The 25,940-nt window shown below is 72.8% G+C and carries 17 protein-coding genes; 4 read left to right on the top strand and 13 right to left on the bottom strand.

All coding sequences use genetic code 11. The features are described 5' to 3' along the window. Positions 1 to 106 precede the first annotated feature (106 nt). From ACZ7KF_RS24455 to ACZ7KF_RS24425, 7 genes are all read right to left on the bottom strand, one after another. Positions 107 to 1,333 carry a substrate-binding domain-containing protein gene (locus ACZ7KF_RS24455; RefSeq protein WP_471078791.1) on the bottom strand — a complete coding sequence of 409 codons (1,227 nt, stop codon included), beginning with the start codon at positions 1,331 to 1,333 and terminating at the stop codon, positions 107 to 109. Continuing rightward, positions 1,330 to 2,424 (bottom strand): ABC transporter permease, encoded by a 1,095-nt coding sequence (locus ACZ7KF_RS24450; protein WP_471078788.1) that lies wholly within the window; start codon positions 2,422 to 2,424, stop codon positions 1,330 to 1,332. Before ACZ7KF_RS24450 ends, ACZ7KF_RS24455 begins: the two co-directional genes overlap by 4 nt. Next, positions 2,421 to 3,950: a sugar ABC transporter ATP-binding protein gene (locus ACZ7KF_RS24445; protein WP_471078786.1), complete on the bottom strand. Its 1,530-nt coding sequence runs from the start codon at positions 3,948 to 3,950 to the stop codon at positions 2,421 to 2,423. The genes ACZ7KF_RS24450 and ACZ7KF_RS24445 overlap by 4 nt, the downstream gene beginning before the upstream one ends. A gap of 122 nt (positions 3,951 to 4,072) precedes the next feature. Beyond that, complete coding sequence (locus tag ACZ7KF_RS24440; RefSeq protein WP_471078783.1) at positions 4,073 to 6,895, bottom strand: SpoIIE family protein phosphatase; 2,823 nt, start codon at positions 6,893 to 6,895, stop codon at positions 4,073 to 4,075. 153 nt (positions 6,896 to 7,048) lie between these two features. Then, entirely contained in the window at positions 7,049 to 7,975 is a 927-nt protein-coding gene (locus ACZ7KF_RS24435; RefSeq protein ID WP_471078780.1) for a cyclase family protein, read from the bottom strand. A gap of 283 nt (positions 7,976 to 8,258) precedes the next feature. Next, positions 8,259 to 8,864 (bottom strand): DUF998 domain-containing protein, encoded by a 606-nt coding sequence (locus ACZ7KF_RS24430; RefSeq protein ID WP_471078777.1) that lies wholly within the window; start codon positions 8,862 to 8,864, stop codon positions 8,259 to 8,261. A 140-nt stretch (positions 8,865 to 9,004) separates the two neighbouring features. Further along, positions 9,005 to 9,574, bottom strand: a complete 570-nt coding sequence (locus tag ACZ7KF_RS24425; protein WP_471078774.1) for a GNAT family N-acetyltransferase — start codon at positions 9,572 to 9,574, stop codon at positions 9,005 to 9,007. A gap of 206 nt (positions 9,575 to 9,780) precedes the next feature. Between ACZ7KF_RS24425 and ACZ7KF_RS24420 the strand changes: the two genes are divergently transcribed. Together ACZ7KF_RS24420 and ACZ7KF_RS24415 are read left to right on the top strand one after the other, a co-directional pair. Then, positions 9,781 to 12,078, top strand: a complete 2,298-nt coding sequence (locus ACZ7KF_RS24420) for an FUSC family protein (protein ID WP_471078771.1) — start codon at positions 9,781 to 9,783, stop codon at positions 12,076 to 12,078. 220 nt (positions 12,079 to 12,298) lie between these two features. Beyond that, positions 12,299 to 14,374: a SpoIIE family protein phosphatase gene (locus ACZ7KF_RS24415; RefSeq protein ID WP_471078768.1), complete on the top strand. Its 2,076-nt coding sequence runs from the start codon at positions 12,299 to 12,301 to the stop codon at positions 14,372 to 14,374. A 32-nt stretch (positions 14,375 to 14,406) separates the two neighbouring features. On the opposite strand, the gene ACZ7KF_RS24410 is transcribed toward ACZ7KF_RS24415, so the two are convergent. Beyond that, positions 14,407 to 16,779: a SpoIIE family protein phosphatase gene (locus ACZ7KF_RS24410; RefSeq protein ID WP_471078765.1), complete on the bottom strand. Its 2,373-nt coding sequence runs from the start codon at positions 16,777 to 16,779 to the stop codon at positions 14,407 to 14,409. A gap of 640 nt (positions 16,780 to 17,419) precedes the next feature. Here ACZ7KF_RS24410 and ACZ7KF_RS24405 point away from each other — a divergent pair. Beyond that, entirely contained in the window at positions 17,420 to 18,631 is a 1,212-nt protein-coding gene (locus ACZ7KF_RS24405; protein ID WP_471078762.1) for a S8 family peptidase, read from the top strand. 66 nt (positions 18,632 to 18,697) lie between these two features. Here the strand turns inward: ACZ7KF_RS24405 and ACZ7KF_RS24400 are convergent, their stop codons facing one another. Beyond that, positions 18,698 to 20,758, bottom strand: a complete 2,061-nt coding sequence (locus ACZ7KF_RS24400; protein ID WP_471079024.1) for a galactose-binding domain-containing protein — start codon at positions 20,756 to 20,758, stop codon at positions 18,698 to 18,700. 319 nt (positions 20,759 to 21,077) lie between these two features. Here ACZ7KF_RS24400 and msrA point away from each other — a divergent pair, with 319 nt between their 5' ends. Further along, entirely contained in the window at positions 21,078 to 21,599 is a 522-nt protein-coding gene (gene msrA / locus ACZ7KF_RS24395; RefSeq protein ID WP_471078759.1) for a peptide-methionine (S)-S-oxide reductase MsrA, read from the top strand. 129 nt (positions 21,600 to 21,728) lie between these two features. Here msrA and ACZ7KF_RS24390 read toward each other — a convergent pair whose 3' ends face one another. From ACZ7KF_RS24390 to ACZ7KF_RS24375, 4 genes are all read right to left on the bottom strand, one after another. Then, positions 21,729 to 22,802 (bottom strand): fatty acid desaturase family protein, encoded by a 1,074-nt coding sequence (locus tag ACZ7KF_RS24390; protein WP_471078756.1) that lies wholly within the window; start codon positions 22,800 to 22,802, stop codon positions 21,729 to 21,731. A 245-nt stretch (positions 22,803 to 23,047) separates the two neighbouring features. Continuing rightward, positions 23,048 to 24,277, bottom strand: coding sequence for a cytochrome P450 (locus tag ACZ7KF_RS24385; protein ID WP_471078753.1), 1,230 nt, complete (start codon positions 24,275 to 24,277; stop codon positions 23,048 to 23,050). A 66-nt stretch (positions 24,278 to 24,343) separates the two neighbouring features. Further along, complete coding sequence (locus ACZ7KF_RS24380) at positions 24,344 to 24,952, bottom strand: phosphopantetheine-binding protein (protein WP_471078750.1); 609 nt, start codon at positions 24,950 to 24,952, stop codon at positions 24,344 to 24,346. Further along, positions 24,949 to 25,749, bottom strand: coding sequence for a thioesterase II family protein (locus tag ACZ7KF_RS24375; protein WP_471078747.1), 801 nt, complete (start codon positions 25,747 to 25,749; stop codon positions 24,949 to 24,951). Before ACZ7KF_RS24375 ends, ACZ7KF_RS24380 begins: the two co-directional genes overlap by 4 nt. Positions 25,750 to 25,940 lie beyond the last annotated feature (191 nt).

Below are 25,940 nucleotides of genomic sequence, written 5' to 3'. Positions count from 1 at the left end.
TTCGCCACCGGAGGGCTTCCGGAGGCGGCGTCATCGCGTGCATTCCGTACGTTCGAACCCGCGGGCGAGAGGGCGTTCGCCGGGGGCCTCGGCCACCGTGTCCGCGTCACCTGCCCCAGATCCTCCGGTACGCCTCTCGGTAGCCCGAGGGGTCCCACGTCGAGGCCCCCGCGCTGTTGTCCGCGGTGGAGACGTGGACGGGCGCGACATAACCGCTGGCCGGACGGCCGGAGAAGGCGCGGTTGAACTCGTCGAGGAGCTGCCAGCCCTGCAGTGTCAGCGGTTCGGGGACGGTGGCGGCCTGGTACTGCCTGCCGTTGATGCGCTGGAAGGCGGACGGGTCGCCGTCGCCCGCGCCGATGTTGAAGGGCGGCCCCGATCCCTTCTCCCCGGCCGCGCGGAAGGCGGGCGCGGCGTCGGCGAAGTACAGGTCGTTGATCGCGACGGAGTGGGTCCACCGGCTGCCGAAGCGGGAGAGAAGGAAGGAGACCTCCCGGGGCGTGCGGCTGCTCGCGTCCGGGATCGGGATGTTCTCGTACGCCAGCAGCCGCACCCCCGGACAGGCGGCCAGCCCCTTCTTGATCAGCTCGGACTTGTGGGCGGCGAACGGGATCGAGGCGTCGGTGAAGAGGACGACCCCGGCGTGGCCGTGGGAGCGCGCGATGATCCATTGCGCGCTGATCGCGGCGACGTCGCCGACGTTGGTGGTGACGTTGGTGAAGAGCCGGGGGTTCGCGTGGGGACCGGGGGACGCGACCGCGTGCCAGCCGACGATCGGGATGTGCGCCGCGGTGGCCCGCGCGATCTGCTGCGAGGTCGAGCCGGGATCGAAGCCGCCGATGACGATGCCCGAGGGCCTGAGCGTCACGGCCTCGCCCAGCGCCGCCTGGATGCCGGTGGGCGTGCCCTCGCCGTCGATCACCCGGACGTGCCAGCCGAGGACTCCCGCCGCCTCCCGTACGCCTTGCGCGACGCCCGCGACTCCGGGGTTGGTCATGGTCTGCGCGACGTAGACGATCGTCCTGCCGGGAACGGCCGCGGGGCCGCCGGCCGGCCCGTGCCAGGGGGTGTCGGTCCGCTCCGCCCGAGCGACGGCGGCCTCGGCCTCGGCCTGGGCCGCGGGGCAGCCGCTCGGTCCCGTGGTGGACAGGTCGGGGCCGTGCGAGGAGCCGCGTGCGCAGCCCGCGAGGGCGGTGGCCGCCAGCAGCAGGGCGACGCAGACCGGTCGTGCCCGGGCGACGCGGTGGAGGCCCCCGCGGTCGTGGCGGCGCCCGGCTGCTCCTCGCGGGGGGACGAGGGGGCGTGACCGCGGGCGGGCCGTGCCGTGGGTCATGGAGTGCCGCCCGTCGTGTCGCCGCCCCGCCCCGAGGACGGCGGTTGTGCGGGGACGGCGGGCGCCTCCCGGAACGCGTCGGTCCCGGTGCGCAGGCGGCGGGCCGAGTAGCCGGCCAGGCCGACGGCGAGCAGCAGGGTACCGCCGTAGAACAGAGGGATCGTCCAGAAGTCCGCGCCCAGCTGGCCGATGCCGGTGAGGCCGACGGCGAGGACGGCGACGGCGACGACCGTGCCCAGGGCGTTGGGGCGGCCGGGGGTGATCGCGGTGGAGCCGAGGAGGGCACCGACGAACGCGGGCAGCAGATAGTCGAGGCCGACGCTGGGATTGCCGATCCGCTGCTGGGCCGCGAGCAGCACACCGGCGATGCCGACGATCAGGCCGGACGCGGTGAACCCGTAGACGGTGTACCTGCGGGTGGGGATGCCGACGAGGTCGGCGGCGCGCGGGTTCGAGCCCACGACGTAGAGGTACCGGCCGAGCGGCAGCCGCTCCAGCACCAGCCAGCAAGCGGCCGTGAGGGCGAGCACGTAGAAGGCGGGGACCGGAAGGCCGAGGAACCGGGAGTCGTAGAGATCGGTGAAGGCGGCGGGGAGACCCTCCGGGCCGGGGACGATCCGGCCGCCGCCCGTGACCCAGCCGGTCACGGCGTACATCATGCTGCCGGTCCCGAGGGTGGCGATGAAGGAGTCGATCCGCCCGAACTCCACGACGAGACCGTTGAGGACGCCCACGACCGTCCCGCCGGCGACCACCACGAGGCAGGCCCACGGCCACGGCCACCGCTCCTCGGCGATGAGCTGCAGCACCATGACGTGCGCCAGGCCGAGGCCGTAGCCGATGGAGAGGTCGAACGCGCCGGTCACGACGGGGACCATGGCGGCGAGCGCGAGGACGGCCGGGATCGACTGGCCGGACAGGAGCGAGTCGATCGTGTCCCGGGTGGGAAACGTGTGCGGCAGGACGAGGGAGAAGGTCAGGAAGAGCACAGCGGTGAGGGCCGGCAGGCCGTAGGCGCCGACGAGGTGTCCGGCCGGGCCCCGCCGGTGCGGCCGGGGCGGGGACGTGGACGACGGCGGCGGGCCGGTCACGGGTTCGTCGCGGTTCCGGAGGCGGGCATGGCCGAGGCCGCCCGGGTGAGCCCGGCGACCGTGAGGGCCGGACCGCTCAGCTCGGCCGTCACGGATCCGCGGACGAACACCAGGGCGCGCCGGCACACGGCCGCGACCTCCTCGAAGTCCGTGGAGACGAGCAGCACCGCGAGGCCGGTGGTCAGGGCCTCGTCGAGCAGGCGGTGGACGGCGGCCTTGGCTCCGACGTCCACGCTCGCGGTGGGTTCCTCCAGGATCAGCAGGCGCAGGTCCGTCCGCAGCCACCGGCCGATCATGACCTTCTGCTGGTTTCCGCCCGACAGTGTGCCGATGGGGGCCTCGGTGTCGCGGGGGCGCACCGAGAACCGTTCGATCAGGCCGGCGGCTTCGGCGCGTTCACGGCGGGGGGCGATCCACTGGAGCGCCGGGGCGCCTCCGGCGCGCGGGTTGGCCAGGAGGTTCTCCCGTACGGTCAGCTCGGCGGCGCAGCCCTCCCGCTGTCTGTCGCCGGGCACGAGGCCGACACCCAGGCGGACGGCGTCGGCGACCGTGCGGGGCCGGTACGGCCGGCCGCCGAGCAGGGCCCGGCCGTCGAGCAGCGGCCGGGCACCGGCGAGGGCCCGGCCCAGGTCCCTGTGCCCGGCGCCCGTGAGGCCCACCAGGCCCAGGACCTCCCCGGCCCGGAGTTCCAGGCCGACCGGTCCCGTGCCGGCGGTCCGCACGCCGTCGAGGACCAGGACGGCCGGGCCGTCGGCGGGGGCGCCTGCGGGGCGGCGGGGGGTCAGGTCCTCGCCGACGATGTCACGCACGAGACGGGCGGGGCCGTGGCCCGCCAGGGTGCCGTGGCTGACGAGGCGGCCGTCGCGCAGGACCGCGAAGGCGTCGGCGACCTCGTACACCTCGTCCAGACGGTGGCTGACGTAGAGGACGCCGTGTCCCTGGTCGCGCAGGGCGTGCAGGACGCCGAAGAGCCGGGCGCAGTCCGCGGCGGGCAGGCGGGCGGTCGGCTCGTCGAGGACGATGAGTTTCGCCCGGGCGGCCAGGGCGCGGGCGATGGCGACCAGCGAGCGTTCGGCGGGGGAGAGGCGGCCGACGGGCGTGGCGGGGTCGAGACGTCCGGCGACGGTCCGCAGGGCTTCGGCGCAGCGCTCCCGGGTGCGCCGCCAGGAGATCAGTCCGGCGCGGCGGGGATAGCCGACGCTCAGGGCGATGTTCTCGGCGACCGTCATCCATTCCACGAGGCCGAGGTCCTGGTGGATGAAGGACATGGCGCGGGAGGCGGCCGGGGTCCCGAGCGGATGCCCGTCCACCGTCACCTGTCCCGCGTCGGCGCGGTGGACACCGGCGAGCACCTTGATGAGGGTGGACTTCCCGGCGCCGTTGGGGCCGAGGAGGGCGAGGACGCTGCCCGCGTGCACGTCGAGGTCGACCCCGTCCAGCGCGTGGGTCCCCCCGAACCGCTTGGCGAGCCCGCGGACGCGGAGCAGGGGGTGTGCGGGGGTGTCGGGAGGGTCGTGCACGGACATCTCCGAAGGTCGGCCTGGCGAGTTCTTCCCGACTGTCGCCCTTGATCCTACTGGGCCGATCGATGCCGTTTTGGGCATTCAATGCCTTATGTGACACCAACGGGTCAGTGGCGCCTCCGGACTCAGACGCCGGCGAGGCCGCATTCGGCCCAGATGACCTTGCCCTGCGGCAGGTAGCGCGTACCCCAGCTCCGTGCGAGCTGGGCGACGAGGAACAGTCCCCTGCCGCCCTCGTCGGTGCTGGCCGCCCGGCGCAGGTGCGGGGCGGTGTTGCTGGTGTCGGAGACCTCGCAGATCAGGGTGCGGCCGTGGAGCAGCCGGACGCGGACGGGGCCGCAGCCGTGCCGGATGGCGTTGGTGACCAGCTCGCTGAGGATCAGCTCCGCGGCGAACGCGGCCTCGTCCAGCCCCCAGTCGGCCAGCCGGCGCAGGGCGCGGGCGCGGACGTCGCCCACGAGGGACGGGTCGGGCTCCAGGTCCCAGCTGGCGATCCGGTCGGGGTCCAGGGCGTGGGTGCGGGCGACGAGCAGGGCGATGTCGTCGCCGGGGTGGGCGGGCGCCACGCTGTGCAGGACCACCTGGCAGGTCTCCTCGGGCGAGCGCTCCGGGTGGGCGAGGGCCGCGCGCAACCGGTCGAGGACCCCGTCGACGTCGCGGTACCGGTCCTCGATGAGTCCGTCGGTGTAGAGCACCAGCTGGCTGCCCTCGGGGAGGTCGGCCTCGACCGCTTCGAAGGGCAGCCCTCCCAGGCCGAGCGGAGGACCGGCGGGCAGCTCCGGGAAGGACACCGTGCCGTCGGGGCGGACCAGCGCGGGGGGAGGATGTCCGGCGCGGGCCATGGTGCACCGTTGCGTGGTCGGGTCGTAGATGGCGTACAGGCAGGTCGCGCCGATGATGTCCGTCTCGTCGGCGGTGGGTTCCTCCCGGTCCAGGCGTCCCACCAGGTTGTCGAGGTGGGTGAGGACTTCGTCCGGGGGGAAGTCGAGTTCGGCGAAGCTGCGCGCGGCGGTGCGCAGCCGGCCCATGGTGGCGGCGGAGAGCATGCCGTGGCCGACGACGTCCCCGACCATGAGGCCGATACGGGTGCCGGAGAGGGGGATGACGTCGTACCAGTCCCCGCCCACGTCGGATTCGGCGGGCAGATATCTGTGGGCGACCTCGGCGGCGTCCTGGTCGGGCAGCCCGTGCGGGAGCAGGCTGCGCTGGAGGGCCAGGACCATGGTGCGTTCGCGGGTGTAGCGCCGGGCGTTGTCGATGGACAGGGCGGCACGGGCGGCGAGTTCCTGGGCCAGTGAACGGTCGTCGTCGCCGAAGGGGGCGGGGTCCCGGCCGCGGTAGAAGGCGGCGACGCCCAGGACGACACCGCGGGCCACGAGAGGGACCGCGATCAGGGAGTGGACGTGGGCCAGCAGCTCCCCGGTGTGCTCGGGGTCGTGGGAGAGCCACCCCGCGGCGACCCTGAGGTCCGGTTCCAGCACCGGTTCTCCGCCGGTCAGACAGCGCAGCTGCGGCGTGGCCGGGCCGTAGGCGACCTCCTTGCCGACCGGATGGAAGGGGCAGTCGTCGCGGATGCCGTGGACCACCGTACGGCGCAGGTCGCCGCGCGGGTCGGCGGACTCCTCCCCGCGCAGTACGGCCTCCGGCAGGTCGATCGTGAGGTAGTCGGCCAGCCGTGGCACCGCCGTCTCCGCCAGTTCCTGGGCGGTGCGGCGCACGTCCAGGGTGGTGCCGATGCGTGTACTGGCCTCGGACAGCAGCTCCAGGCGGCGTCGCGCGGCGAGGGCGTGGCGCGCCACCTCCGGCTCCCCCACGAGCAGCAAGCCTCTCGACGGGGGCGCGAAGGCGGGACGATCGTCGTCCGATCCGCGGCGGGGCAGACCCTTGCCGCCCAGGGCGGCCCGGCCGGGCGGGGCGAGGGCGACGGTGCCCGACGGCAGGACGACACGGGATGCGGCGGGCTCGGCGGGCAGGCCGGGCAACGCGTCGATCTGCCGCGGGGCGACGAGCGGATGCCGCTGCGGGGGGCCGGGTACCACGGCCTCGATGGCCAGGCCCTGGACCCCGGTGGCGCTCGTCATCGGGCGGCTCAGCAGCGTGACGCACCGGCCGTCGGACAGGGGGACGCGGACGGCGGCCCGCTGGGCGCGGGAGATCAGCTCGGTCGCCTTCTCCACGAGGATCGCGCGGTCGCGGGGATGCCGGCCGAGGGCCGCTTCGTCCAGTCCGACGGGGTGCTGACGGCCGACGGCGGCTTCGGCCTCGGTCTCCAGGTACGAGCGCAGCAGGGCGCGTTCGCGTGCGGAACTGTGCCGGAGCAGCCGCCGTTCGATGGCTCGCGCCGCCTTGCGCAGCACGGTGGCCAGCGCGGGGTCGTCGAAGTCGCGTGGGTAGCCGAAGCACAGGACGCCCTCGATACGGCCGCTGAGCGGGTCGCGGACCGGCAGGGCGCGGCAGGCGCTCGCCTGGGAGCGCTCGGCGAAGTGCTCGGCGCCGTAGACCCGGATGAGCTGCCGCTCGGCCAGCGCGAGACCGATGCCGTTGGTCCCCGCGAACTGTTCGGCGAACACGAATCCCGGCACGCGTTGGATCGCGGGGAGGCTCCTGGCCAGGGACGCCTCCCCGAAACGGCGCAGGAGGACCGTTCCGCTCGCATCGGCGACACAGATGTTCATCCGGCTGCCGGCGAACCTGTGCTGCAACCGGTCGAGCACCGGCAGGGCCGCCCGGACGATCCGGGCCTCCGTGTCGATGTCCTCCCGGAAGGGGAGGTCCGATCCGTCCGGGGAGAGCCCCAGGGATCTGCAGCGCTGCCAGGAACTGGAGATGGGCATGCGTACGCCCGCCTCGACCGGCCCGCCCTCCAGGAAACGCTCACGCGAACGGACGGGCCCTGTGCCGCCTGTCGCACGACCCGTCGGCGTGGGTGTCCCGCCGAACCGAACCACGCTTCGCCTCACTCGCGCTAGCCCGCTTTTCGGAAACAGTCTGACATAGAAGACAATACGGATATTCAGGGCGAGAGGCGCGACCGGACGAGTGCGTCATGTGCATGACCGACCGAGCGGTCGTCGCGGTGCCGGTCGTGGCCGGGTCCGTGGTCACAGGACCGCCACCGGGGTGACGGGCGAACCCGTCCCGCCGGGTACGTTCAGCGGGGCCACGACCAGCAGGAACTCATGCCGTCCGGCCTCCGCGGTGGCGGCGGACAAGGCTTCCAGATCGAGGTTGTCCAGCAGCGGGACCCCCATCGCGGCCACCGCCAGGGCATGGACCGGCGAGTGCACGCCCGCCACGGGCGAGGGCCGTACGTCATTGTCGCCGTCACCACCGAGCAGTACGACGCCACGCTCGGCCAACAGCGGTACGGCGTCCACATGGAAGCCCGCGCTCGCCGTGTCGGGGTCCCAGGGGCCCAGCTCCGTGCGGCGGCGCGCGTGCCCGGACCGCAGGAGCACCGCGTCGCCCTCGCCGATCGTCACACCGAGTGCCCTCTCCGCGGCGGTGATGTCCTCCGCGTGCACCGCCCGGCCCGGCTCCAGCCAGCGGATCCCGAGGACGGCGGGGAGGTCGAGGAGCACCCCTCTGGTGACGAGGGGCCCGAGCGACGAGACCGCTCCGAAGCGGGCGCCCGCGCTGCCGACGACGTCGCCGGCCGTCCGGCCGTCGTAGAGCTGTCCCCGGTAGGCGATGTGGCACAGGGCGTCGAGGTGCGTGACGCCCTTGCCGTGGTAGTCCGCGGCGATGAAGTCCTTGTGGGTGGAGGGTTCCGGGCTCTCCACGTCACCGAGATCGGTCATGTGGTGCAGTGCGGGCCTGCGGTTGTCCGGGCCGGGCCGGGTGTTCCAGGGGAGCGCCAGCGGGACGACCACCCCGGACCGGACCGCGGCCGTGGCCCGCCGCACGTGGTCCGCGGTCACACGGTTCCAGGCGCCGCGGTCGGCCGGGCTCCAGCGCCCCCATGCGCGGACCGACTCGAAGAGCGCGTCGAACTCCCGACGGGAGACGGCGGGCCCGTTGCCGGTCACGGCCGAACCCGGATCGGCGGGCCCGGGATCAGCGGACCGTGGGTCGGCGGCCCCGGGATCAGCGGACCCCGGGTCAGCGGCCCCGGGAGCGGGGGAGCCGGGATTCGGGGCATCGGCGGACTTCGGAGGCATCTGTACTCACCGTTCTCCGGACGCGACGCGGAGCGGCGGGCGCTCGTGACCGGATCCAGCGTCGCACAGCGGCCGTGGGCAGGCGAGAGCCGAACTCGCATCCGACATCGTTCGTCCGGCCTTGCTCGATCCGACTCGCGCGGGCCGTTCATCACCCCGCCGACTTACGGGGCGGCCGGCGCGACAGACCGAGGGCGCCGGCGGCCGCCGCCCACAACAGGAGGGGAAACGCCGCGACCCGCTCCATACCTCCCATGCCCAGCCCCAGGTAATGGTGGGTGGCGAAGAGCCCCAGGGCCGTGAGCGCCACGATTCCCAGCAGGCTGGTGACCCGGCGCAAGGCAACCGGAATCTCGGGCGACAGACCGAATCCCGCCAACAGCAGGCCGATGTTGCCCATGCCCATGATGAGCATGGCCCCGAGAACGTGCTGATTCTCGTGCACATCCGCAGGCGCCAGCCCGGCGAGCACCCAGCCCAGCCCGGCGCCGGCCACCAGGACGCGGGCGGTGGCGGCGGTCGCCCCTCCGCGCCACAGGGGACGCGTCAGGGCCGAGCCGACGACGAGCAGCGTTCCCAGGGCGATGAACGAGACGTTCATCAGACCGTGTTCGGGTGAACAGACGTAACGCGGCTGTGGTTCCCGCTGCAGGGCGCAATGAGCGTTCCCCAGGTCACTGATGTTGTTCCGCGCCCAGCTGTACGGTCGCGTCCAGGCCGCCCCCGCGACCTCGTGGATCGCGAAGAACTGCACCACCCCCGCGATCCAAGCCGCATACCCGATCCGCACCCTCACCTGTCCGCCTTCCGTCGCACGGTTCCCGTACGAGCCAGCGGATCATGCGGCTCACGCCTCGGACACTCCGGCGAGCCCCCCAGGCGGGGGTGGGGCAGGCCCTACCCGCCCTTCCACTCGTGCGCGAGGATCGCGTACACGTACTCACTGCCCCAGCGGTCTCCGTCGCGGTCGTTGTCGACCAGATGTGCCTCGCGGCGCATGCCCAGACGTTCGCACACACGCACCGAAGCGGTGTTGAGGACATCGAGGCGGGCGAAGAGCCGGTGGACTCCCAGCCGGCCGAAGGCCACCGAGGCGAGGGCACGCGCCGCTTCGGTGGCGTACCCCTGTCCGCCGTACCGCGGGTCGAACACCCAGCCGATCTCGGCCTGTCGGGCATGGGCGCTTCTGAGGGTGAGGACCACCTCGCCGATGACGCCGGGTTCGTCCGCCCGGCACACGGCCAGCAGGAGCCCGTCGCCGTCGGTGTCCCAGGCCGTCCCGCCGGCCCGCGCGGCAATGCTCTCGCCGCAGCCCTCGCGGGTGAGCGGCGGACGATAGAGGTAGCGGGCGACCTCCGGCAGGGACTGGTACGCGTACCGATCGTCGACGTCCCCCGAGGTGAAAGGCCTCAGGACCAGCCGTTCGGTGGTGACCGGTGCCGGGACGGGCAGCGCGTCGGCAGTCATCGAACCTCCCCCGTGTCGTGCCGGTGACAGCCCGGACAGAATAGCGGTGGACGCCGACCACCCTGTGACCCATGGGGACCGACGTGGAGATCGCCGAGATGCGCGCGGCCACGCGGTGAGGTTGCGCGGAGCCGCGTCCTGCCCGCACATGAAGAGAGTGGCGCGGGCGCCGGCCCGGGCCAGGACCGTGTCCGCGGGAGGTGTGCATGACCGTGCGGATCCCGCGACGGAGACCGGCCGCGCCGCGCCCGGTGACATGGCTGCGCGACCACGATCCGGATCTCGCGGCGACACGGCGGGCCGGACGGACCGCGATCGTCATGCCGGCCCTGTTCGCGCTGTGCGGCCAGGTCTTCCACTCCCCGACGATGGCGAGTTTCGCCGCGTTCGGATCCTTCTCGATGCTGTTGCTGGTCGACTTCAGCGGTCCGCTGACGGAGCGGCTGCGGGCGCAGGCGGGGCTCGCGGTGGCCTGGGGCGTGCTGATCTGCCTGGGGACGGCGGTGGCGCGCACGACCTGGCTCGCCGTCGTCACGACGCTGCTGGTCGGCTTCGCCGTCCTTTTCTCCGGCGTCGTCAGCTCCGTGCTGGCGGGCAGCTCGACCGCGCTCCTGCTGGCGTTCGTCCTGCCGGTCACGACACCCGTGCCGCTGTCCCTGCTGCCCGAGCGGCTCGCGGGCGCGGGACTGGCGGCAGCGGCGGCGCTGCCCGCGGTCTGCCTGCTGTGGCCGCGGCCCGTCGCCGATCCGCTCAGCGCGCCCGCGGCCCAGGTCTGCCGCACCGCCGCCGCCCATCTGCGCGCCGACGCCTCCGGCCTGGGCGGACAGGGCCCGGGGGCCGACGCCGCGCAGCGCCGGTCGGCAGCCGACCGGACCGCCGACGCCGGCGCGGAACTGCGCGGCGCCTTCGACGAGACCCCCTACCGTCCGACCGGGCTGTCCACCACGTCCCGCGCCCTGGTCCGGCTGGTCGACGAGCTGACCTGGCTGACCACCATCCTGGTGGACCGGCCCGCGTACACCGACGAGCCACCGCCCTGCGACCCGGCCGCGCGGACGGTACGCCTCGTCGCCGCCGACGTCCTCGAGCATGCCGCCGCGCTCCTGACGGACATGCGCGGGGACGCGGGCCCCCTGCGGACCTCCATGGCGGAGCTGCGGCAGACCATGGAAGAGATGGAGGACAGCTCCACGGTCCGGCTGCCCGCCGACCACCCGGTGGGCGACAGCGCGGCCGAGGTCTACGGCTTCCTCGCGACGCTCGACCTCTCCTTCCGGGCGCAGGAGCTGGGGTTCGCCGTCCTGCAGATCGCCGGCAACGTCGAACTGGCCGCCACCGCATGGCAACGCCCCTGGCCCGACCGGCTCCTCGGCCGCGCACCGGGAGCACGGACCGGACCGCCCGCCCTGGCCCGCGAACGGGCCGCGGCCCACCTGGGGCTCGGCTCGGTGTGGCTGCGCAACAGCCTGCGCGGTGCCGTCGGACTCGGCATCGCGGTGCTCCTCGCCGACCTCACCGGGGTGCAGCACTCGTTCTGGGTGCTGCTCGGCACCCTGTCCGTGCTGCGTTCCAACGCGCTGAGCACCGGCCAGAACGCCCTGCGCGCGGTGCTCGGCACCGTGGCCGGCTCCTTCGTGGGCGCCGGGCTGCTGCATCTGATCGGGCATCACGGCACCGCCCTGTGGTTCCTGCTTCCGCTCGCGGTCCTGGTGGCCGGCATCGCCCCCGCCGCCGTCTCCTTCACCGCGGGACAGGCCGCCTTCACCGTCACCCTCGTCGTGCTGTTCAACATCGGCCAGGACCCCGACTGGCACATCGTCCTGCTCCGCGTGCAGGACATCGCGCTGGGCTGCGCGGTCAGCATCCTCGTCGCCCTGTTCTTCTGGCCCCGAGGTGCCGCGGCGGCCGTCCACGGGGCGCTCGCCGAGGCGTACACCGACAGCGCCCGCTACCTGGCCGACGCCGTGCGGTTCGCCCTCGGCCCCTACGACGATCCGGCGGGCGCCCCCGTGCCCGTGCGGGGGAACCGGGAGGCGGCGGCCTCCGCCCGCCGCCTCGACGACGCCTTCCGCACCTATGTGACCGAACGCGGCGCCAAGCCCCTGCCCCTGGCCGACATGACCGCGCTCGTCACCGGAGTGGCCGCGCTCCGCCTGGCCGCCGACGCCGTCGTCTCCCTGTGGCAGGGCGTCGGTCCGGCCCGCGGGGACGCCGACCGGACCGATGCCCACCGTGCCGTCCTCGGCGCCACGTCCCGTGTCACCGAGTGGTACGGCGCCTTCGCGGCGAGCCTCGGCCGCAGCGGTCCCGTACCGGACCCCGTCCCGCTCCGTCCCGAGGCCGCGTCCCGGCTAGTGGAGTCCGTCCGCAGCGACCTCGTCGACGGGCGCGGCCAGGCCACGGCGACCGCCGTCCGCATCATCTGGACCGGTGATCACGTCGATGTCGCCCGCCGCCTCCAGCCCGGCCTCGCCGCGGCGGCGCAGGGCAGCGTCGATCGCTGACCTGCGAAGACGTCGCCGTTCCGGGCCGAGGGCGGGGTCGTCGGTCCCGGCCCGCGCAACGCTGGGGGGCGCGCCGCGCCACGGCCGCGGGACGGAGGCAGCGGTCGGTCCAGGTGTGGGCGCCCCGGTCTGGGACGACCATGGATGGAAGCAGCACGCCCGCCGGTACGGCACGCGGTCTCACCCGAGCCGAGGCGCCGGGCGGGAGGGAAGATGAGGCATGGGCAAGACGGACTCCTCCCGTGCAGGGGACGCCCGGTCGGTGGCGGGTCGTGCCGCGCCGCCCACCGGCCTGCTCGATCTGCTCGGCGTCGCCGCCGTGGTGCTGAACGCGCAGGGCCAGGTGGTCTTCTGGAGTCCGAAGGCCGAGGAGTTGTTCGGCTACACCGCGGCGGAGGCGCTGGGTGAGTACGCGGTCGCGCTGACGGTCCACGAGGAGCACCAGGACGAGGTGATCAAGCTGTTCGCCGAGGTCCTGGAATCGGGCACCGACTGGGCCGGAGCCTTCCCGATCCGGCACAAGGACGGCAGCACCCGCCTGGTGGAGTTCCGCAACATGCGGTTGCTGGACGACCTCGGTGACACCTACGCCCTGGGCCTGGCCGCGGACCAGGCCATGGTGGAGCGGGTCGAGCGGGATGCCGCCCTGGCCATGCGGCTGGTGTCCCAGTCCCCGGTCGGGCTGGCCATCCTGGACCCGAACCTGCGGTACCTGGCCGTGAATCCCGCTCTCGAACGCATCACCGGCCAGTCCGCCGCCGAGCGGATCGGCCGATCGGCCGGCGAGGTCCTGGCCTTCCTGGACACGGACCCCGAGGCACGGCTGCGCCGTGTCCTGGAGACGGGCGAGTCGGTCGTGGACCGGGACATCGTCTGTCGTCCCCCCGGCGACCCGGACCACGAGCACGCCTGGTCCGTCTCGTACTACCGGCTGGAGGACTCCGTGGGGCGGGTGCTGGGTCTGGCCTACTCCGTCATCGACGTCACCGAGCGTCATCAGGCCGCCGCCGAGGCGGCACAGGCCCGACAGCGGCTGGCGCTGATCGCCAGTGCCTCCGTCTGCGTGGGCACCACACTCGACCTGGAGTCGACCGCGCGCGAGCTGGCCGAAGTCGTCGTCCCGGCCCTGGCCGACGTGGCGGCCGTGGACATACTCGACAGCGCTCTCGACGGCCGGACCGCGCCGCACGAGGGCCCGGCCCTCTTCCGCGCCCTCGCCGTCAACGCGGCCCACCCCACCGAGGCGGTCCGCGCGGCCGACCCGCCGGGGGAGCTGGCCGCCTACGACAGCGACCGCCTGATCACCCAGTGTGTGCGCACCCGCGAACCGGTACTCGTGCCCCACACCACCGCCGAGGACCTGCGGCGCATCGCCCGCCACGGCGAGGCCGCCGCCCTCCTGGCCACCGCCGGGGTCCACTCCTACCTGGCCGTACCGCTCATGGCCCGGGGCGAGGTCCTCGGCGCCCTGGATCTCAAGCGGACCCGCAACAGCGCACCCTTCGACGACGACGACGCCTTCCTCGCGTGGGAGCTGGCCGCCAGGGCCGCGGTCTGCATCGACAACGCCCGGGGATACCAGGCCCAGCGCCATGCGGCCCTCACCCTGCAGCGCAGTCTGCTTCCCGAGCCCCCGTCGCACCTGCCGGGCCTGGAGGTCGCCTGCCGCTATCAGCCCGCCGGCGCCACGAGCGAGATCGGCGGCGACTGGTTCGACGCCATATCCCTCCAGGAGGACAAGACCGCCCTGGTCGTCGGGGACGTCATGGGCAGCGGCATCAAAGCCGCCGCCACCATGGGGCAACTCCGCAGCGCCGCCCGTGCCTTCGCCGAACTCGCCCTGGCCCCCGCCGAGGCCCTTCGCCACCTCGACCATCTGACCGAGTCGGTCGAGCAGACCTTCACCACCTGCATCTACTGCGTCTACGACCCGCACCGGGCCCAGTGCGAGATCTGTCTCGCCGGCCACCTGCCTCCGGTCCTGCTGCGACGCGGTCACGCGGCCCGGCTCCTCGACCTGCCCACCGGAGTGCCGATGGGCGTCGGCGGGGTGCCCTTCGAGGCCACCACCGTCGCCTTCCGTCCCGGCGACGAGCTGGTCCTCTACACCGACGGCCTGGTCGAGACCCGGAGCGAACCCATCGACGCCCGTCTGGACACCCTCCTCGACGCCCTCACCGCGACTCGCGGCCGGGACCTGGAGGACACCTGCGACCGCATCCTGGAGATGATGCGCTCGCCGGGGGACGGGGACGGGGACGACGTCGCGCTGCTCATCGCCCGCGCCCTGCCCTAGTCTTCCGCGCGGCCCTGGCGCCGAGCGCGGTCCTAGGGGATGGCCAGCTCGGCCCAGATGGTCTTCCCGGACGAGGTGTAGCGCGTGCCCCAGCGCTGGCACATCTGGGCGACCAGGAACAGGCCACGGCCCCCCTCGTCGTCCCGTCGCGCCCGGCGCAGGTGGGGTGCGGTGTGCGCGTTGTCGGAGACCTCGCACAGCAGGGAGCGGTCGCGGATCAGCCGCAGCATGACGGGCCCGGTGGCGTACCGGATGCCGTTGGTGACCAGCTCGCTCACCACGAGCGCGGCGGTGAACGACAGGTCGGACAGGTCCCAGGTCGCGAGCTGACGCTCGGTGAGTGTGCGGGCGTGCGCCACCATGGCCGGGTCGGGCGGCAGTTCCAGGTCGGCCACGTGGTCGGAGCCGAGCCGCCGGGTGCGGACGAGCAGCAGCGTGGCGTCGTCCGCCTGCGGTCCGGGCGGCAAGGTCGACAGCGCCCGGTCGCACAGCTCCTCCACCGGGCACCGCTGCCAGGTGAGCACATGGGCCAGACGGTCGATCCCGCTGTCGATGTCGGTGCGCCGGTCCTCCACGACCCCGTCGGTGAACAGCGCCACCACGCTGCCGTCGGCCAGACTCAGCTCGACGTTCTCGTAGGGCAGGCCCCCCAGTCCCAGGGGCGGTCCCGGGGCCAGCGCGGACAGGGCCACCGAGCCGCTCGCGTCGGCCACGATCGGCGCGGGGTGGCCCGCGCTCGCCCAGACGCACCGGCCGCTGACCGGATCGTAGATCGCGTACAGGCAGGTCACGCCGAGCGACCGGTCGTCCAGCCCGTCCTGTGAGTGGCTCTCCGAGTCCTGCCCGACCAGGTCGTCCAGCCGGGTGAGCAACTCGGCCGGATCCAGGTCCAGCAGGGCCAGGGTCCGTACGGTGGCGCGCAACCGCCCCATGGTCGCGGCCGCCTGCACACCGTGGCCCACCACGTCGCCGACGGTCAGGCCCACCCTGGCACCGGACAGCGGGATCACGTCGAACCAGTCGCCGCCCACGCCCACCCGGCTGTCGGCGGGCAGGTAGCGGTACGCGACGTCGACCGCGCTCTGCTCGGGCAGGTGCTGGGGCAGCAGGCTGCGCTGCAGGACCAGGGCCGCCGCGTGCTGACTGGTGTAACGGCGGGCGTTGTCGATGCCGACGGCGGCTCGCTCGGCCAGTTCCATGGCGAGCGTCTGCTCCTCGGCGCCGAAGGGGTCGGGGTTGCTGGTGCGCCGGAAGGTGGCGAGGCCCAGGACGGCGTCGCGGGTGAGCAGGGGCACGAAGAGGCAGGAGTGCGGGGCGGCCGAGTTCACCGCGTCCGGTGTCTCGGCCGGGGCGGAGTCGACGACGGGGCGGCTGGTGGCCAGGCTCTGGGCCTGCGGTGACGACGGCGGGTAGGAGACCGGGCTGGTCCGGAACTCCTCCGGGGTCCGCCCGTGCATCCGCAGCAGACTGTGCCCCGGCGCCGAGCCCGTCGGCGGCTGCCGGCCCTCGATGACGGCCGGCGGCAGATCCACCAGCACTTCGTCGGCCAGCTGCGGCACCGCCACGTCGGCGAGCTCGGCGGCCGTACGGCGTACGTCCAGGGAGGCGCCGATGCGTTTTCCGGCCCGTACCAGCAGCGACAGGCGTTCCTGGGCGCGGTAGCGGTCGGTGATGTCCAGGGACTCCTCGAAGACCCCCAGTGGTTCGCCCCGGGCGTCCACGAGCCGGTGGTACGAGCAGGACCAGACGTGTTCGCGCACCGGGTCGGCGGGGGCGCGTCCGCGGTAGTGCATGCCGGTGACGGGCTCTCCCGTCGTCAGCACGTGCTCCATCACCTGGTCCTCGTCCGGCGGGTGGTGGCGGGAGATGAATTCGCCTTCGGGAAAGAGGTCCGCGGCCGGCCGGCCGATGTACTGGTCGATCCCGGCCAGCTCCAGGTCGGTGGAGACGTTCCCCCAGACGACGCGCCTGTCGGTGCCGAAGATCGTCAGGCCCACGGAGGACTCGGTCGCCAGCCCCTGCAGCAGCGCCAGCTGGGTCTCCCAGCCGCGCAGCGCCTCCAGGTCGGCGGCGACCACGACGGTCGCGGCGGCGCCCCGGTGGGCGAGCGGGCTGAACGTCACGACCGCGCGCAGGGTGTGTCCGTCGCGGCAGCAGAGGTCCAGGACGGTGCTGCGCGGCTGGTGCGCCCTGCAGAGGGCGGACAGCCGTGGCTCCGGGGGCGCGGCCAGCAGCCGGGCGGCAGGCCGGCCGAGCACGTCCTCGGCGGAGTGTCCGAGGAGGCGCTGGGCCGCGGATCCCCATCCGGAAATGCGGCCTGCGTCGTCCAGCACCGCGGCGGCGGCCTTGGAGAGGTCCAAGGGACTGTGGAAGTCGACGTTGGCCGCCCTCGGAAAACGATCCATGGCACCGCTTCCCTTCGTGCTCCCTCAGCATCCCGTGCCGCACGATGGACGACAACCGCACAACCGAGGTGCCGGCTCCGCACCCGGGTACCCGGGCGGCGCGGCGGACACCGGCCCCGGTACCGGCCGAGGGGCGTGGGATGCCCGGGGGCGGGTCCCGGGCACGGCGATCGGGGAGGCGAGGGGGCAGGGCGGTCGACCACGCTGGTGAATGCGCAGGTGGCGGTGGTGCCCCTGATCGCCTGGGTGAGCGGCCGGAGCCCGTGCACGGCGTGCCGTCACCGGTGTGCTGCTTCCGGATTCCCGTACCTGGCGGCCGGGAACCGCATCGCGGGACGACACGGGGGAGGGCGGCGCACGGGGGCGGGACGACGCTCGAACCGGCCGCACGTGCGCAGAGGGTGAAGAAATCGGCACGGTTCCTTCTTGACCTTTCCTTGGTGATTCAACCAGCGTGACGCGCTGCACGTTTGCGCTTGGGTTGCTTCAGATGTGCGTGAATCCTGTGGAGATCGTTCCGCCACAAGCTGTCAGGGGCACATCAAGGCATTGATCTGCTCGCGACAAGTCGGCACTCTCCAGAGCACGCGCAGCGCTGCCGTTCGCACACACATCCCCCCACTCCACGAGGAGACCCCTCTTGACGGCGCATCACAAACGCACAGGCAAGGCCAGGACCGTCACCGCGGTCGCGGCCGTCGCAACCGTCGTCGGCACCGCCCTGTACGTGTCCCCCCTCGCCCGGGCGGGACAGCCGGCGCAAGGCACGGTCTACGGTCTGAACGCCGAAGGAGCCGTGGCCGGCAGCTACATCGTCCTTCTCGACCAGAAGGCGTCCCAGGCCGAGAAGCGGGAGCTGGCCACCGAGTACGGCGGCGAGCTGAGCCGCACCTTCGGCTCGGCGGTGAACGGCTTCTCCGCCGGCAGCCTCACCGAGACCGAGGCCAAGCGCCTCGCCGCGGACCCGGCGGTGGCCACGGTCGTCCAGAACAAGAAGTTCCACATCGACGCCACCCAGGACAAGCCGCCGTCCTGGGGCCTGGACCGCATCGACCAGAAGGACACGGCCGGCGACGGCGCGTACACCTACCCGGACAAGGCCGGGGGAGGGGTCACGGCGTACGTCGTCGACACCGGCGTACGCATCAGCCACAAGGACTTCGAAGGCCGCGCCAGTTACGGGTTCGACGCCGTCGACAACGACAACAGCGCCGACGACGGCAACGGCCACGGCACACATGTGGCGGGCACCATAGCCGGCACCGCTCACGGGGTGGCCAAGAAGGCCGAGATCGTCGCGGTCAGAGTCCTCGACGACAACGGCTCCGGCACCACCGAGCAGGTCGTCGCGGGCATCGACTGGGTGACCAAGAACCACAAGGGTCCCTCGGTGGCCAACATGAGCCTCGGCGGAGGTGCCGACCCCGCTCTGGACGAGGCGGTCAAGAAGGCCATCGCCTCGGGCGTCACCTTCGCGGTCGCCGCCGGCAACGAGTCGGCGGACGCGGGGCAGAGTTCGCCGGCCCGTGTCCCCGAGGCCCTCACCGTCGCCTCCAGCACCAAGGACGACGCCCAGTCGGACTTCTCCAACTTCGGCAAGCTCGTGGACCTGTACGCGCCGGGTTCGGACATCACCTCCGACTGGAACGACAGCGACCAGGGGACCAAGACGATCTCCGGCACCTCCATGGCCACCCCCCACGTCACCGGAGCAGCCGCCGTCTACCTGGCCGGGCACCCGGACGCCACGCCCGCTCAGGTCGCGTCCGCGCTGACCGGTGGTGCCACCGCCGACAAGATCGGCAACCCGGGCAGCGGCACGCCCAACAAGCTGCTGAAGATCACCGAGTAGGTCCGCGAGGACACCGCAGCCCGGCGGTGCGGCCGTGTGTCACGGCGGCGCCGCCGGGCTCGTGCGTCAGCCGCTGTGCACCCCGACCTCGTACAGCGAGTACCCCCACGGGGTGCCCCGCTGTGTGCCCGTGACACGGACGTAGCGCGCCGGTGTGCCGGTGAACCGCGCGGTGTCGAGACCGCCGTCGCCCGTGGTGGTCGACCAGACCGTCTTCCAGTTCGCACCGTCCGTCGAGAGCTGGATGCCGTACGACTTCCCGTACGCGCGCTCCCAGTCGAGCGTGACCCGGCCGACCCGGTGGGTGGAGCCCAGATCGATCCGCAGCCACTGGTCGTCGCTCCACTCGCTGGCCCAGCGGGTGTCCCGCGTGCCGTCGACGGCGCGGCCCGGCGCGTAGCCGGTGAACGGGTTCCACCACTCCGCCGAACTGGCCTCGGCCGACGCGCCGTCGGCGAGGTCGGCCTCGGCCTGGTGCCGCTCGGTCGCGCCCCAGGTGTGCAGGTAGGACTCGGCGCCCCGGAAGAGGTCGTTCACCACGCCCTGGCCGCCGGCGAGCCGGATGTCCTCGATCCAGTCCGGGACGAGGCCGTAGTGCGCGGCTCCGTCGGTGTTCAGGTCCCAGGTGCGTGCGCCGGTGGTCTGCCGGTCGATGACGGAGCCCCCGTCGACGCTGCGGAAGGGGTAGACCACCTTGTGGGGGGCGTCCGCGCCCCGGGGGCCCGGCCAGCCGCCGACACCGTTCATGTCGGTGCCGTAGCCGTAGCCGACGTCGTACTTGTCCCGCAGCGCCTTGGTGCGCCCCGCCTCGGCCACGAACCCTTCCGAGCCGTTCATGTACTGGGCGACGAAGCCGCCCAGACCGTAGACCCGTTCGGTCCAGTTCATGTCCATCCAGCTGTGCGAGGAGATCACGCCGGGGTAGGAGTCGGACTCGAACATGTCGAGTGCGCGGCCGACGGCCTTGACGCTCATGTGGTCGATCTCCAGCATCATCTTGCGTTTCATCATGCCGCGTACGGCGTACTCGCCGAGGTCGGTGAGGCCGCGGACGTTGCACTGCGCGTCCGCGTCGTACGACGGGACGCGCACGCCGGCCGGGAGTTTCGCCTCGGCCCCGGGCGCGGCGGCCGAGCCGATGGGGTTGTCGTGCTGCGGACCCGCGCACTTCTCCGTCTTCCAGAAGGTGCCGGTCGACAGGAACTGCCCCACGTTGATGGCCGTTCCGAGCCCGCCCGAGTCGAAGCGCACCCCGCACAGCGCGTTGTCGAACTTGTGGCACAGGAACATGCTGCGCACGCCGAGCGCGTACAGCTCGTCCAGGCCGGCGTCGATGTCCTTCCGGTCGCACTGCGGGACGTCCAGGATCTGCTTGCAGCCGAAAGGCTCGGAGGTCTCCACTCCCAGGACGACCGCCAGCTTCCCCTGCGCGATGACCTCACGGGCCTGTGCGCTGTCGGTGACGACCCGGAACCAGCCCTTCCCGGTGCCCCCGTACATCTTGTCGACGTAGGCCTGGAGGTCGTACGTCAGCTTCGCCTGCAGCCGGATGGACGTCATCTCGTCGCAGCTGCGGTCCTTGAAGAAGTACACCGAGCAGATCACGCCGTTGGTGACGAGGTCGTTGACCAGCACCCGCTGGCCGCCGCGCCAGGCCCGCTCCACCCACGCGTAGTAGTTCTGCTGGTGGGTCAGCGAGTCGTGCGCGGGCCAGTCCTTGAACGTGGGCCAGCCGACCGGGTCGTGTCTGCCGTCACCGCCCTTGGTGATGAAGTCGAAGACGGCCAGCGAGCCGTCGGGGTAGTGCTCGGGACAGTCCTTGAGCGCGTCGGCGATCCCGGCCTCGGAGAAGACCTTGCCGCAGATGAGCCGGCCGCCGAAGGCCTCGTTGGAGAACAGGTGGTCGTGGGCGTCGACGAACCCGCGCACCCGGCCCTGGGCGTCGGTGCCGGTGAACGGCTCACCGGTGACTCCGATCCCGGAGTCCGGCGTCGGCCGCCCGGCCGGGACCCACCACTCGTTGCCGGCCGCCGAACTCGGGGTGGGGCCGAGGAGGACGGCCAGTACGAGGAGGAGCAGCGACACTACGGCGACGTCTTCGCGTCTGCGGTACGGGCGTCTGGTCATGGTCACGGCCCACGTCCCTCGGTCGGCGGGATGCGCGGCCGACCGGGTGGGAGGTCAGGGCCCGAGGACACGCGCGCATACCGATTTGTCATGTCTACGCAAACTGCGCGCAAAGAGGATCGCCAGCGCCGCCCCCGGAGTCAAGAGCCGGGCCCGGGGCGGTGTCCGCGAGCGCTTCGTCACGCAAGGCGACCGGGTGCCCGCTCAGCGCTCACGGCCCGCCCGAGGAATACTCGAAGGTGGTAATACGCTGCATGAACGTGAGAACCGTACGTCCACGACCGCACCGGACAGTGGCCCGAACACGAGGGAGCAACCGATGACATCGGAAACCGAGCGAGCCGTACTGGCGGGCGGTTGTTTCTGGGGCATGCAGGACCTGATCCGCAAGCAGCCGGGCGTGGTGTCCACCCGCGTCGGGTACAGCGGCGGTGACACTCCGAACGCCACCTACCGCAACCACGGCGACCATGCCGAGGCCATCGAGATCCTCTTCGATCCCTCGGTCACGAGCTACCGCGACATCCTGGAGTTCTTCTTCCAGATCCACGACCCGACGACCAGGGACCGGCAGGGCAACGACATCGGGCGCAGCTACCGGTCCGCCATCTTCTACACCGACGAAGAGCAGCACCGCGTCGCCCAGGACACCATCGCGGATGTCGAGGCGAGCGGCCTGTGGCCGGGCAAGGTGGTCACCGAGGTCGAGCCCGTCGGCGACTTCTGGGAGGCGGAGCCGGAGCACCAGGACTACCTGGAGCACTACCCGAACGGCTACACCTGCCACTTCCCGCGCCCCAACTGGAAGCTGCCGCGCCGGGCCACGTCCCCGACGAGCTGACGCGCCGGGCGCCCACGTGCCGGTGCTCCTTCCTCGATCACGCATCCCCTCCACGCGGCTCCGCGCGTGGAGGGGATGTGTGCTCGGGGGCCGACCGCGACCGGGGCCGCCCCGCGACACCACGGCTGTTCAGGCCCTGCGCCGCTGCCTGATCGGCTCCCCCACCCGGTGCAGGTGGGTCAGGGCCTCCCGGTAGGACTGGATCAGTCCGGTCTCGTGGTACGGCACCCCGATCTCGGCGCAGTACCGCCGCACGATCACCCGCGCCCGGCGCAGATGGACCGAGGGCATGCTCGGGAACAGGTGGTGCTCTATCTGGTGGTTGAGCCCGCCCAGCATCACGTCGGTGAACCAGCCGCCGCGCACGTTGCGCGACGTCAGGACCTGGCGCCGCAGGAAGTCGAGCCGCTGTTCCCCGGTGATCGTCGGCATGCCCTTGTGGTTGGGAGCGAACGTGCAGCCCAGGTAGACGCCGAAGAGGCACTGGTTCACCGCGAGGAACGCCACCGCCTTGCCCGGCGAGAGCACCAGGAACAGGGCGGTGAGAAGAGCGGCGATGTGCAGCAGGAGCAGAGCGCCCTCCAGCGGCCGGTTCCTCATGGACGGTGAGCGCAGCGCCCGCAGACTCGCGACGTGCAGGTTGAAGCCTTCCAGGGTCAGCAACGGGAAGAACAGCAGCGCCTGGTGACCGCCGAGCAGCCGGGCGAGGCCCCGGCTGGCGCGAGCCTGTCCGGTGGACCACACCAGGATGTCCGGGGCGACATCGGGGTCGAGTTCCTCGTGGTTGGGATGGGCGTGGTGGCGGGTGTGCTTGTTCATCCACCACCCGTAGCTCATGCCGATCCCGAGATTGCCGAACAGCCGTCCGCCGATGTCGCCGTGCCGGCGCCGCCGGAAGACCTGCCGGTGGGCCAGGTCGTGCGCCACCAGAGCGACCTGTCCGAACACCAGGGCCAGAAAGGCGGCCACGGCCAGCTGCCACCAGGTGTCGCCGAGCGCGAAGAAGGCTCCCCAGCCGGCGGCGAACGCCCCGAGCACGAGAGCGAGCCGCGCCGTGTAGTAGCCGGGACGCCGTTTCAGCAGTCCGGCCGCGGCGATGCGCCGGGACAGTTCGGCGAAGTCACTGCCGGCACCGGCTCTCGGCGTGCCCGCGTCGGCGGCGGAGCGGCGGAGTGCGACGGAGGCGTCGGGGGAGAGCGTCATGCCGGAAAGTCTGCTGCCGGCCGCACGGCCGCAGAAGCCTGCCAGCCACCGTCTGCGCACGAGGCCCGCCCCACCGGTCGCCGGGGGATAACCCCCGGGCAGAACGGCTACCCCCGCCCCCGGTCCGAGGCGCCACGGCCCGCGGTCACCGCGGTGCGGGGCGCGGTGACCGCGGGCCGTGGGGCGGGACGGAGAGCGGGGCGCCGCGCCCGGGGCGGGCAGGTCGCCGCGTGTTCGTGAGCGGGTCAGCGGCCCTTCAGGGCCACCGGAACGCTGCAGACTCCGCCGAGGAAGTTGGAGTAGATCCGGGCCGGTTCAGCGGCCGGTTCCAGGTCGGCGACCAGTTCGCGCAGGGATTCGAGGACCGCCCCGATCTCGAGGCGCGCGAGATGGGAACCGAGGCAGAAGTGCGTGCCCCCGCCGAGGGTGACGTGCTTGTTCGGAGTGCGTGACAGGCGGAAGTCGTCGGGTCGGTCGAAGACCGTCTCGTCACGGTTGGCCGACACGTTCCAGAGGGTGACGATGTCGCCGGCCGCGATGTCCGTGCCGCCGACGGTGACCTCGCGGACGGCGGTGCGCGCCATGTGCATGGACGGGGTCGTCCAGCGCAGCACCTCGTCGACGGCCGTCTCCACCGCGACCTCGCCGCGCTGCCACGCCCGCCACTGGCCGGGATGTTCGAGGAAGGCGAGCACGGCTCCGCCGATGGCCATCCGCGTGGTCTCGCCGCCGCCGAGGATCAGGCTGTAGCAGTTGAAGACGATCTCGTCGTCGGTGAGGCCGCTGCCGTTGACCCGGGCCGAGGTGAGCAGGGTGACGATGTCCTCGGCGGGCGCGGTCCGCCGCCCCTCGGAGAGGTTGGCGAAGTAGTACAGGACCTCGTTCTTGGCCCGCCAGGCGTCGGCATGGGTGAGGACGGGGGTCTCGGAGGCGACCATGGTCGAGGTGAGGGCGAAGATGCGCTCGCGGTCCCGGTGCGGGACGCCGAGCAGGTCGCAGATCGCGGCCAGCGGGATCTCCTTCGCCACGTCCGTGGCGAAGTCGCAGGTGCCGCGCTCCAGCGCCTGCCCGATCAGCTGCCGGGCCATCGCGCGGATGCGCACCCCCAGCACCTCCAGCCCGCGCCGGGAGAAGGTCTTGGTGAGCAGCTGGCGCACCTCGCCGTGCCGGACCCCGTCGGTCAGCGACAGCATGCGGCGCCCCGCCGAGTCCCCGCCCCCGCGCAGTGCGTCGAGCACGTTGCCGCGTTCGGAGGTGAAGTGCGTGCCGTCGCGGTAGACGGCACTCACGTCCTGATGCTTCGTCAGCATCCAGTAGCCGGGCAGCCCGTTGTGCGGCGGCTGACGGCGGACCGGTTCGTGCGTGCGCAGGTGACGCCAGACCTCGGTGAGGTCACGTGTCGAGTGCAGGACCCGGTCGGTGAAGTCGAGACGGTCGATCTCGTCGGGCGACACGATGGGGCGGGACCCCGGCATCAGTCTTCTCCTCTCCTCCGTCTCCGTGCGGGGGCCTTCCGCCTGAGCGCGGCTCGCTCCCGCGCCTCAGTGCGCGGACTCGCCGGAGCGCGCCCGGTCCACCGCGTCGGCCTGGTCCCGCAGCACGCTGTTCTCGAACAGCACCTCCGGCGCCACCTCCAGCCCCAGGTCCCGTTGCAGCCGTATCCGCACCCGCACGGCGAGCAGCGAGTGGCCGCCGAGCGAGAAGAAGTCGTCGTCGAGACCGATGGCGTCGACGGCGAGCAGGTCCTCCCAGACCTGTGCGAGGTAGCGCTCGGTGGCACCGGCGGGTGCCGTGTGGGGCGCCCGCTTGCGGGTCAGGTCCGCCAGGGCGCGGGCGAGGCCGTCCGCGGTCCAGGCGGCGTCCGACTCGTGTCCCCGTCCCGTCATGGCCACGAACTCGGGGACGCCCGCCGTCTCCTCCCGGTCCGGTACGAGCTTCGCGTCGGCCAGGTGCTCCCGCAGCTCCCGCAGGGACAGCGTCTCGCCGGAGGGGGCCACGAAGGCGATCAGCCGCCGGGGCTCGCCGTCCGTGGCGCGGACCGCCGCCCTGGCGACCGCGGGATGCTCGCGCAGTGCCCGCTCGATCTCGGCGGGCTCGGTGCACAGCCCTCGTATCTCCACGCTGCCACCGGGTTGTACCAGGGGGCTCATACCCTCATCCTCCGCTGCACGTCGGGCTCCTGGCGCCGGAAGTCCCGCTCGATGACCTCGGCCAGCGGCGCCGTGGCGTCGAGGACCGTCCACTTGCCGCCGGGCAGGGTGTGCGAGCCGAGCGGGCCGCACGCGGACCAGTACGTCATCTCCTCGGGGCGCACGTCGCTGTCGTCCTGCCAGCTGATGGCCGTCACCGGGCAGTCGACCGGCGCCGCCGCCGCGGGGCGGTATCCGAAGCACATCCGCAGATCCGCCCTGAGCACACGCAGTGCCATCGGGACCAGTGCGGGGTGCAGGTCTCCCTGCCCCAGCAGACGGGAGACCCGCTGCACCTGTTCGCGCAGCTGGTCGTCCGTCATCGACGGGTGGTAGATCCCGGTGGCGCCGGGGGCGGGCATCCGGTAGCGGCGCTCCGGCGGCCAGTGCGGCACTCGTGACGACGACACGTAGAGCCGCCGGGGAGCGGGGGCCCCCTCGGTGGCCAGCGCGGTGACCAGCGCATGGGCCAGCAAGGCGCCCATGCAGTGCCCGAACACGGCGTAGGGCCGGTCGGTGTGGGGCAGCAGTGCGCGCGCGCAGTCCGCGCCGAACTGCTCGAAGGTCTCGCACGGGGGGTGGCCGAGCCGGTTCTCCCGGCCGGGCGGCTGCACCGGGCACACCTCCAGCGGCCCGAACCGCTCGGGCCAGTGCCGGAACACCGAGGCGCCGACGCCGCTGTAGGGCAGGACGAAGAGCCGGGCCTCCGCATCGGCCGACGGTTCCCGCAACAGCCAGGTGCCGCTGCGCTGCGACATGACATCCTCCCGGGCCACGGCGTCCGGCGCGGCCAGTCGGCTCCAAGACGACCCGGACGCTACGCGCGGGCGGTTAGCCGCAAGTTACGCCGCCCACCGGCCCGCCCGCCGACCGCTCCAGCCGCCCACCGGCCCTCTCGCCCACCGGCCCTCTCGCCCACCGGCCCTCTCGCCCACCGGGCCCCTCGTCC

It is taken from the genome of Streptomyces sp. NPDC038200, from assembly GCF_055600785.1.
This window is presented reverse-complemented; position numbering and strand designations above follow the sequence as displayed.

Coding starts and splice junctions, on each gene's coding strand:
- ACZ7KF_RS24455 (WP_471078791.1), bottom strand. CDS start 1,333: ATGACCCACGGCACGGCCCGCCCGCGGTCACGCCCCCTCGTCCCCCCG.
- ACZ7KF_RS24445 (WP_471078786.1), bottom strand. CDS start 3,950: ATGTCCGTGCACGACCCTCCCGACACCCCCGCACACCCCCTGCTCCGC.
- ACZ7KF_RS24425 (WP_471078774.1), bottom strand. CDS start 9,574: ATGACTGCCGACGCGCTGCCCGTCCCGGCACCGGTCACCACCGAACGG.
- ACZ7KF_RS24420 (WP_471078771.1), top strand. CDS start 9,781: ATGACCGTGCGGATCCCGCGACGGAGACCGGCCGCGCCGCGCCCGGTG.
- ACZ7KF_RS24415 (WP_471078768.1), top strand. CDS start 12,299: ATGGGCAAGACGGACTCCTCCCGTGCAGGGGACGCCCGGTCGGTGGCG.
- ACZ7KF_RS24410 (WP_471078765.1), bottom strand. CDS start 16,779: ATGGATCGTTTTCCGAGGGCGGCCAACGTCGACTTCCACAGTCCCTTG.
- ACZ7KF_RS24400 (WP_471079024.1), bottom strand. CDS start 20,758: ATGACCAGACGCCCGTACCGCAGACGCGAAGACGTCGCCGTAGTGTCG.
- msrA (WP_471078759.1), top strand. CDS start 21,078: ATGACATCGGAAACCGAGCGAGCCGTACTGGCGGGCGGTTGTTTCTGG.
- ACZ7KF_RS24390 (WP_471078756.1), bottom strand. CDS start 22,802: ATGACGCTCTCCCCCGACGCCTCCGTCGCACTCCGCCGCTCCGCCGCC.
- ACZ7KF_RS24385 (WP_471078753.1), bottom strand. CDS start 24,277: ATGCCGGGGTCCCGCCCCATCGTGTCGCCCGACGAGATCGACCGTCTC.
- ACZ7KF_RS24380 (WP_471078750.1), bottom strand. CDS start 24,952: ATGAGCCCCCTGGTACAACCCGGTGGCAGCGTGGAGATACGAGGGCTG.
- ACZ7KF_RS24375 (WP_471078747.1), bottom strand. CDS start 25,749: ATGTCGCAGCGCAGCGGCACCTGGCTGTTGCGGGAACCGTCGGCCGAT.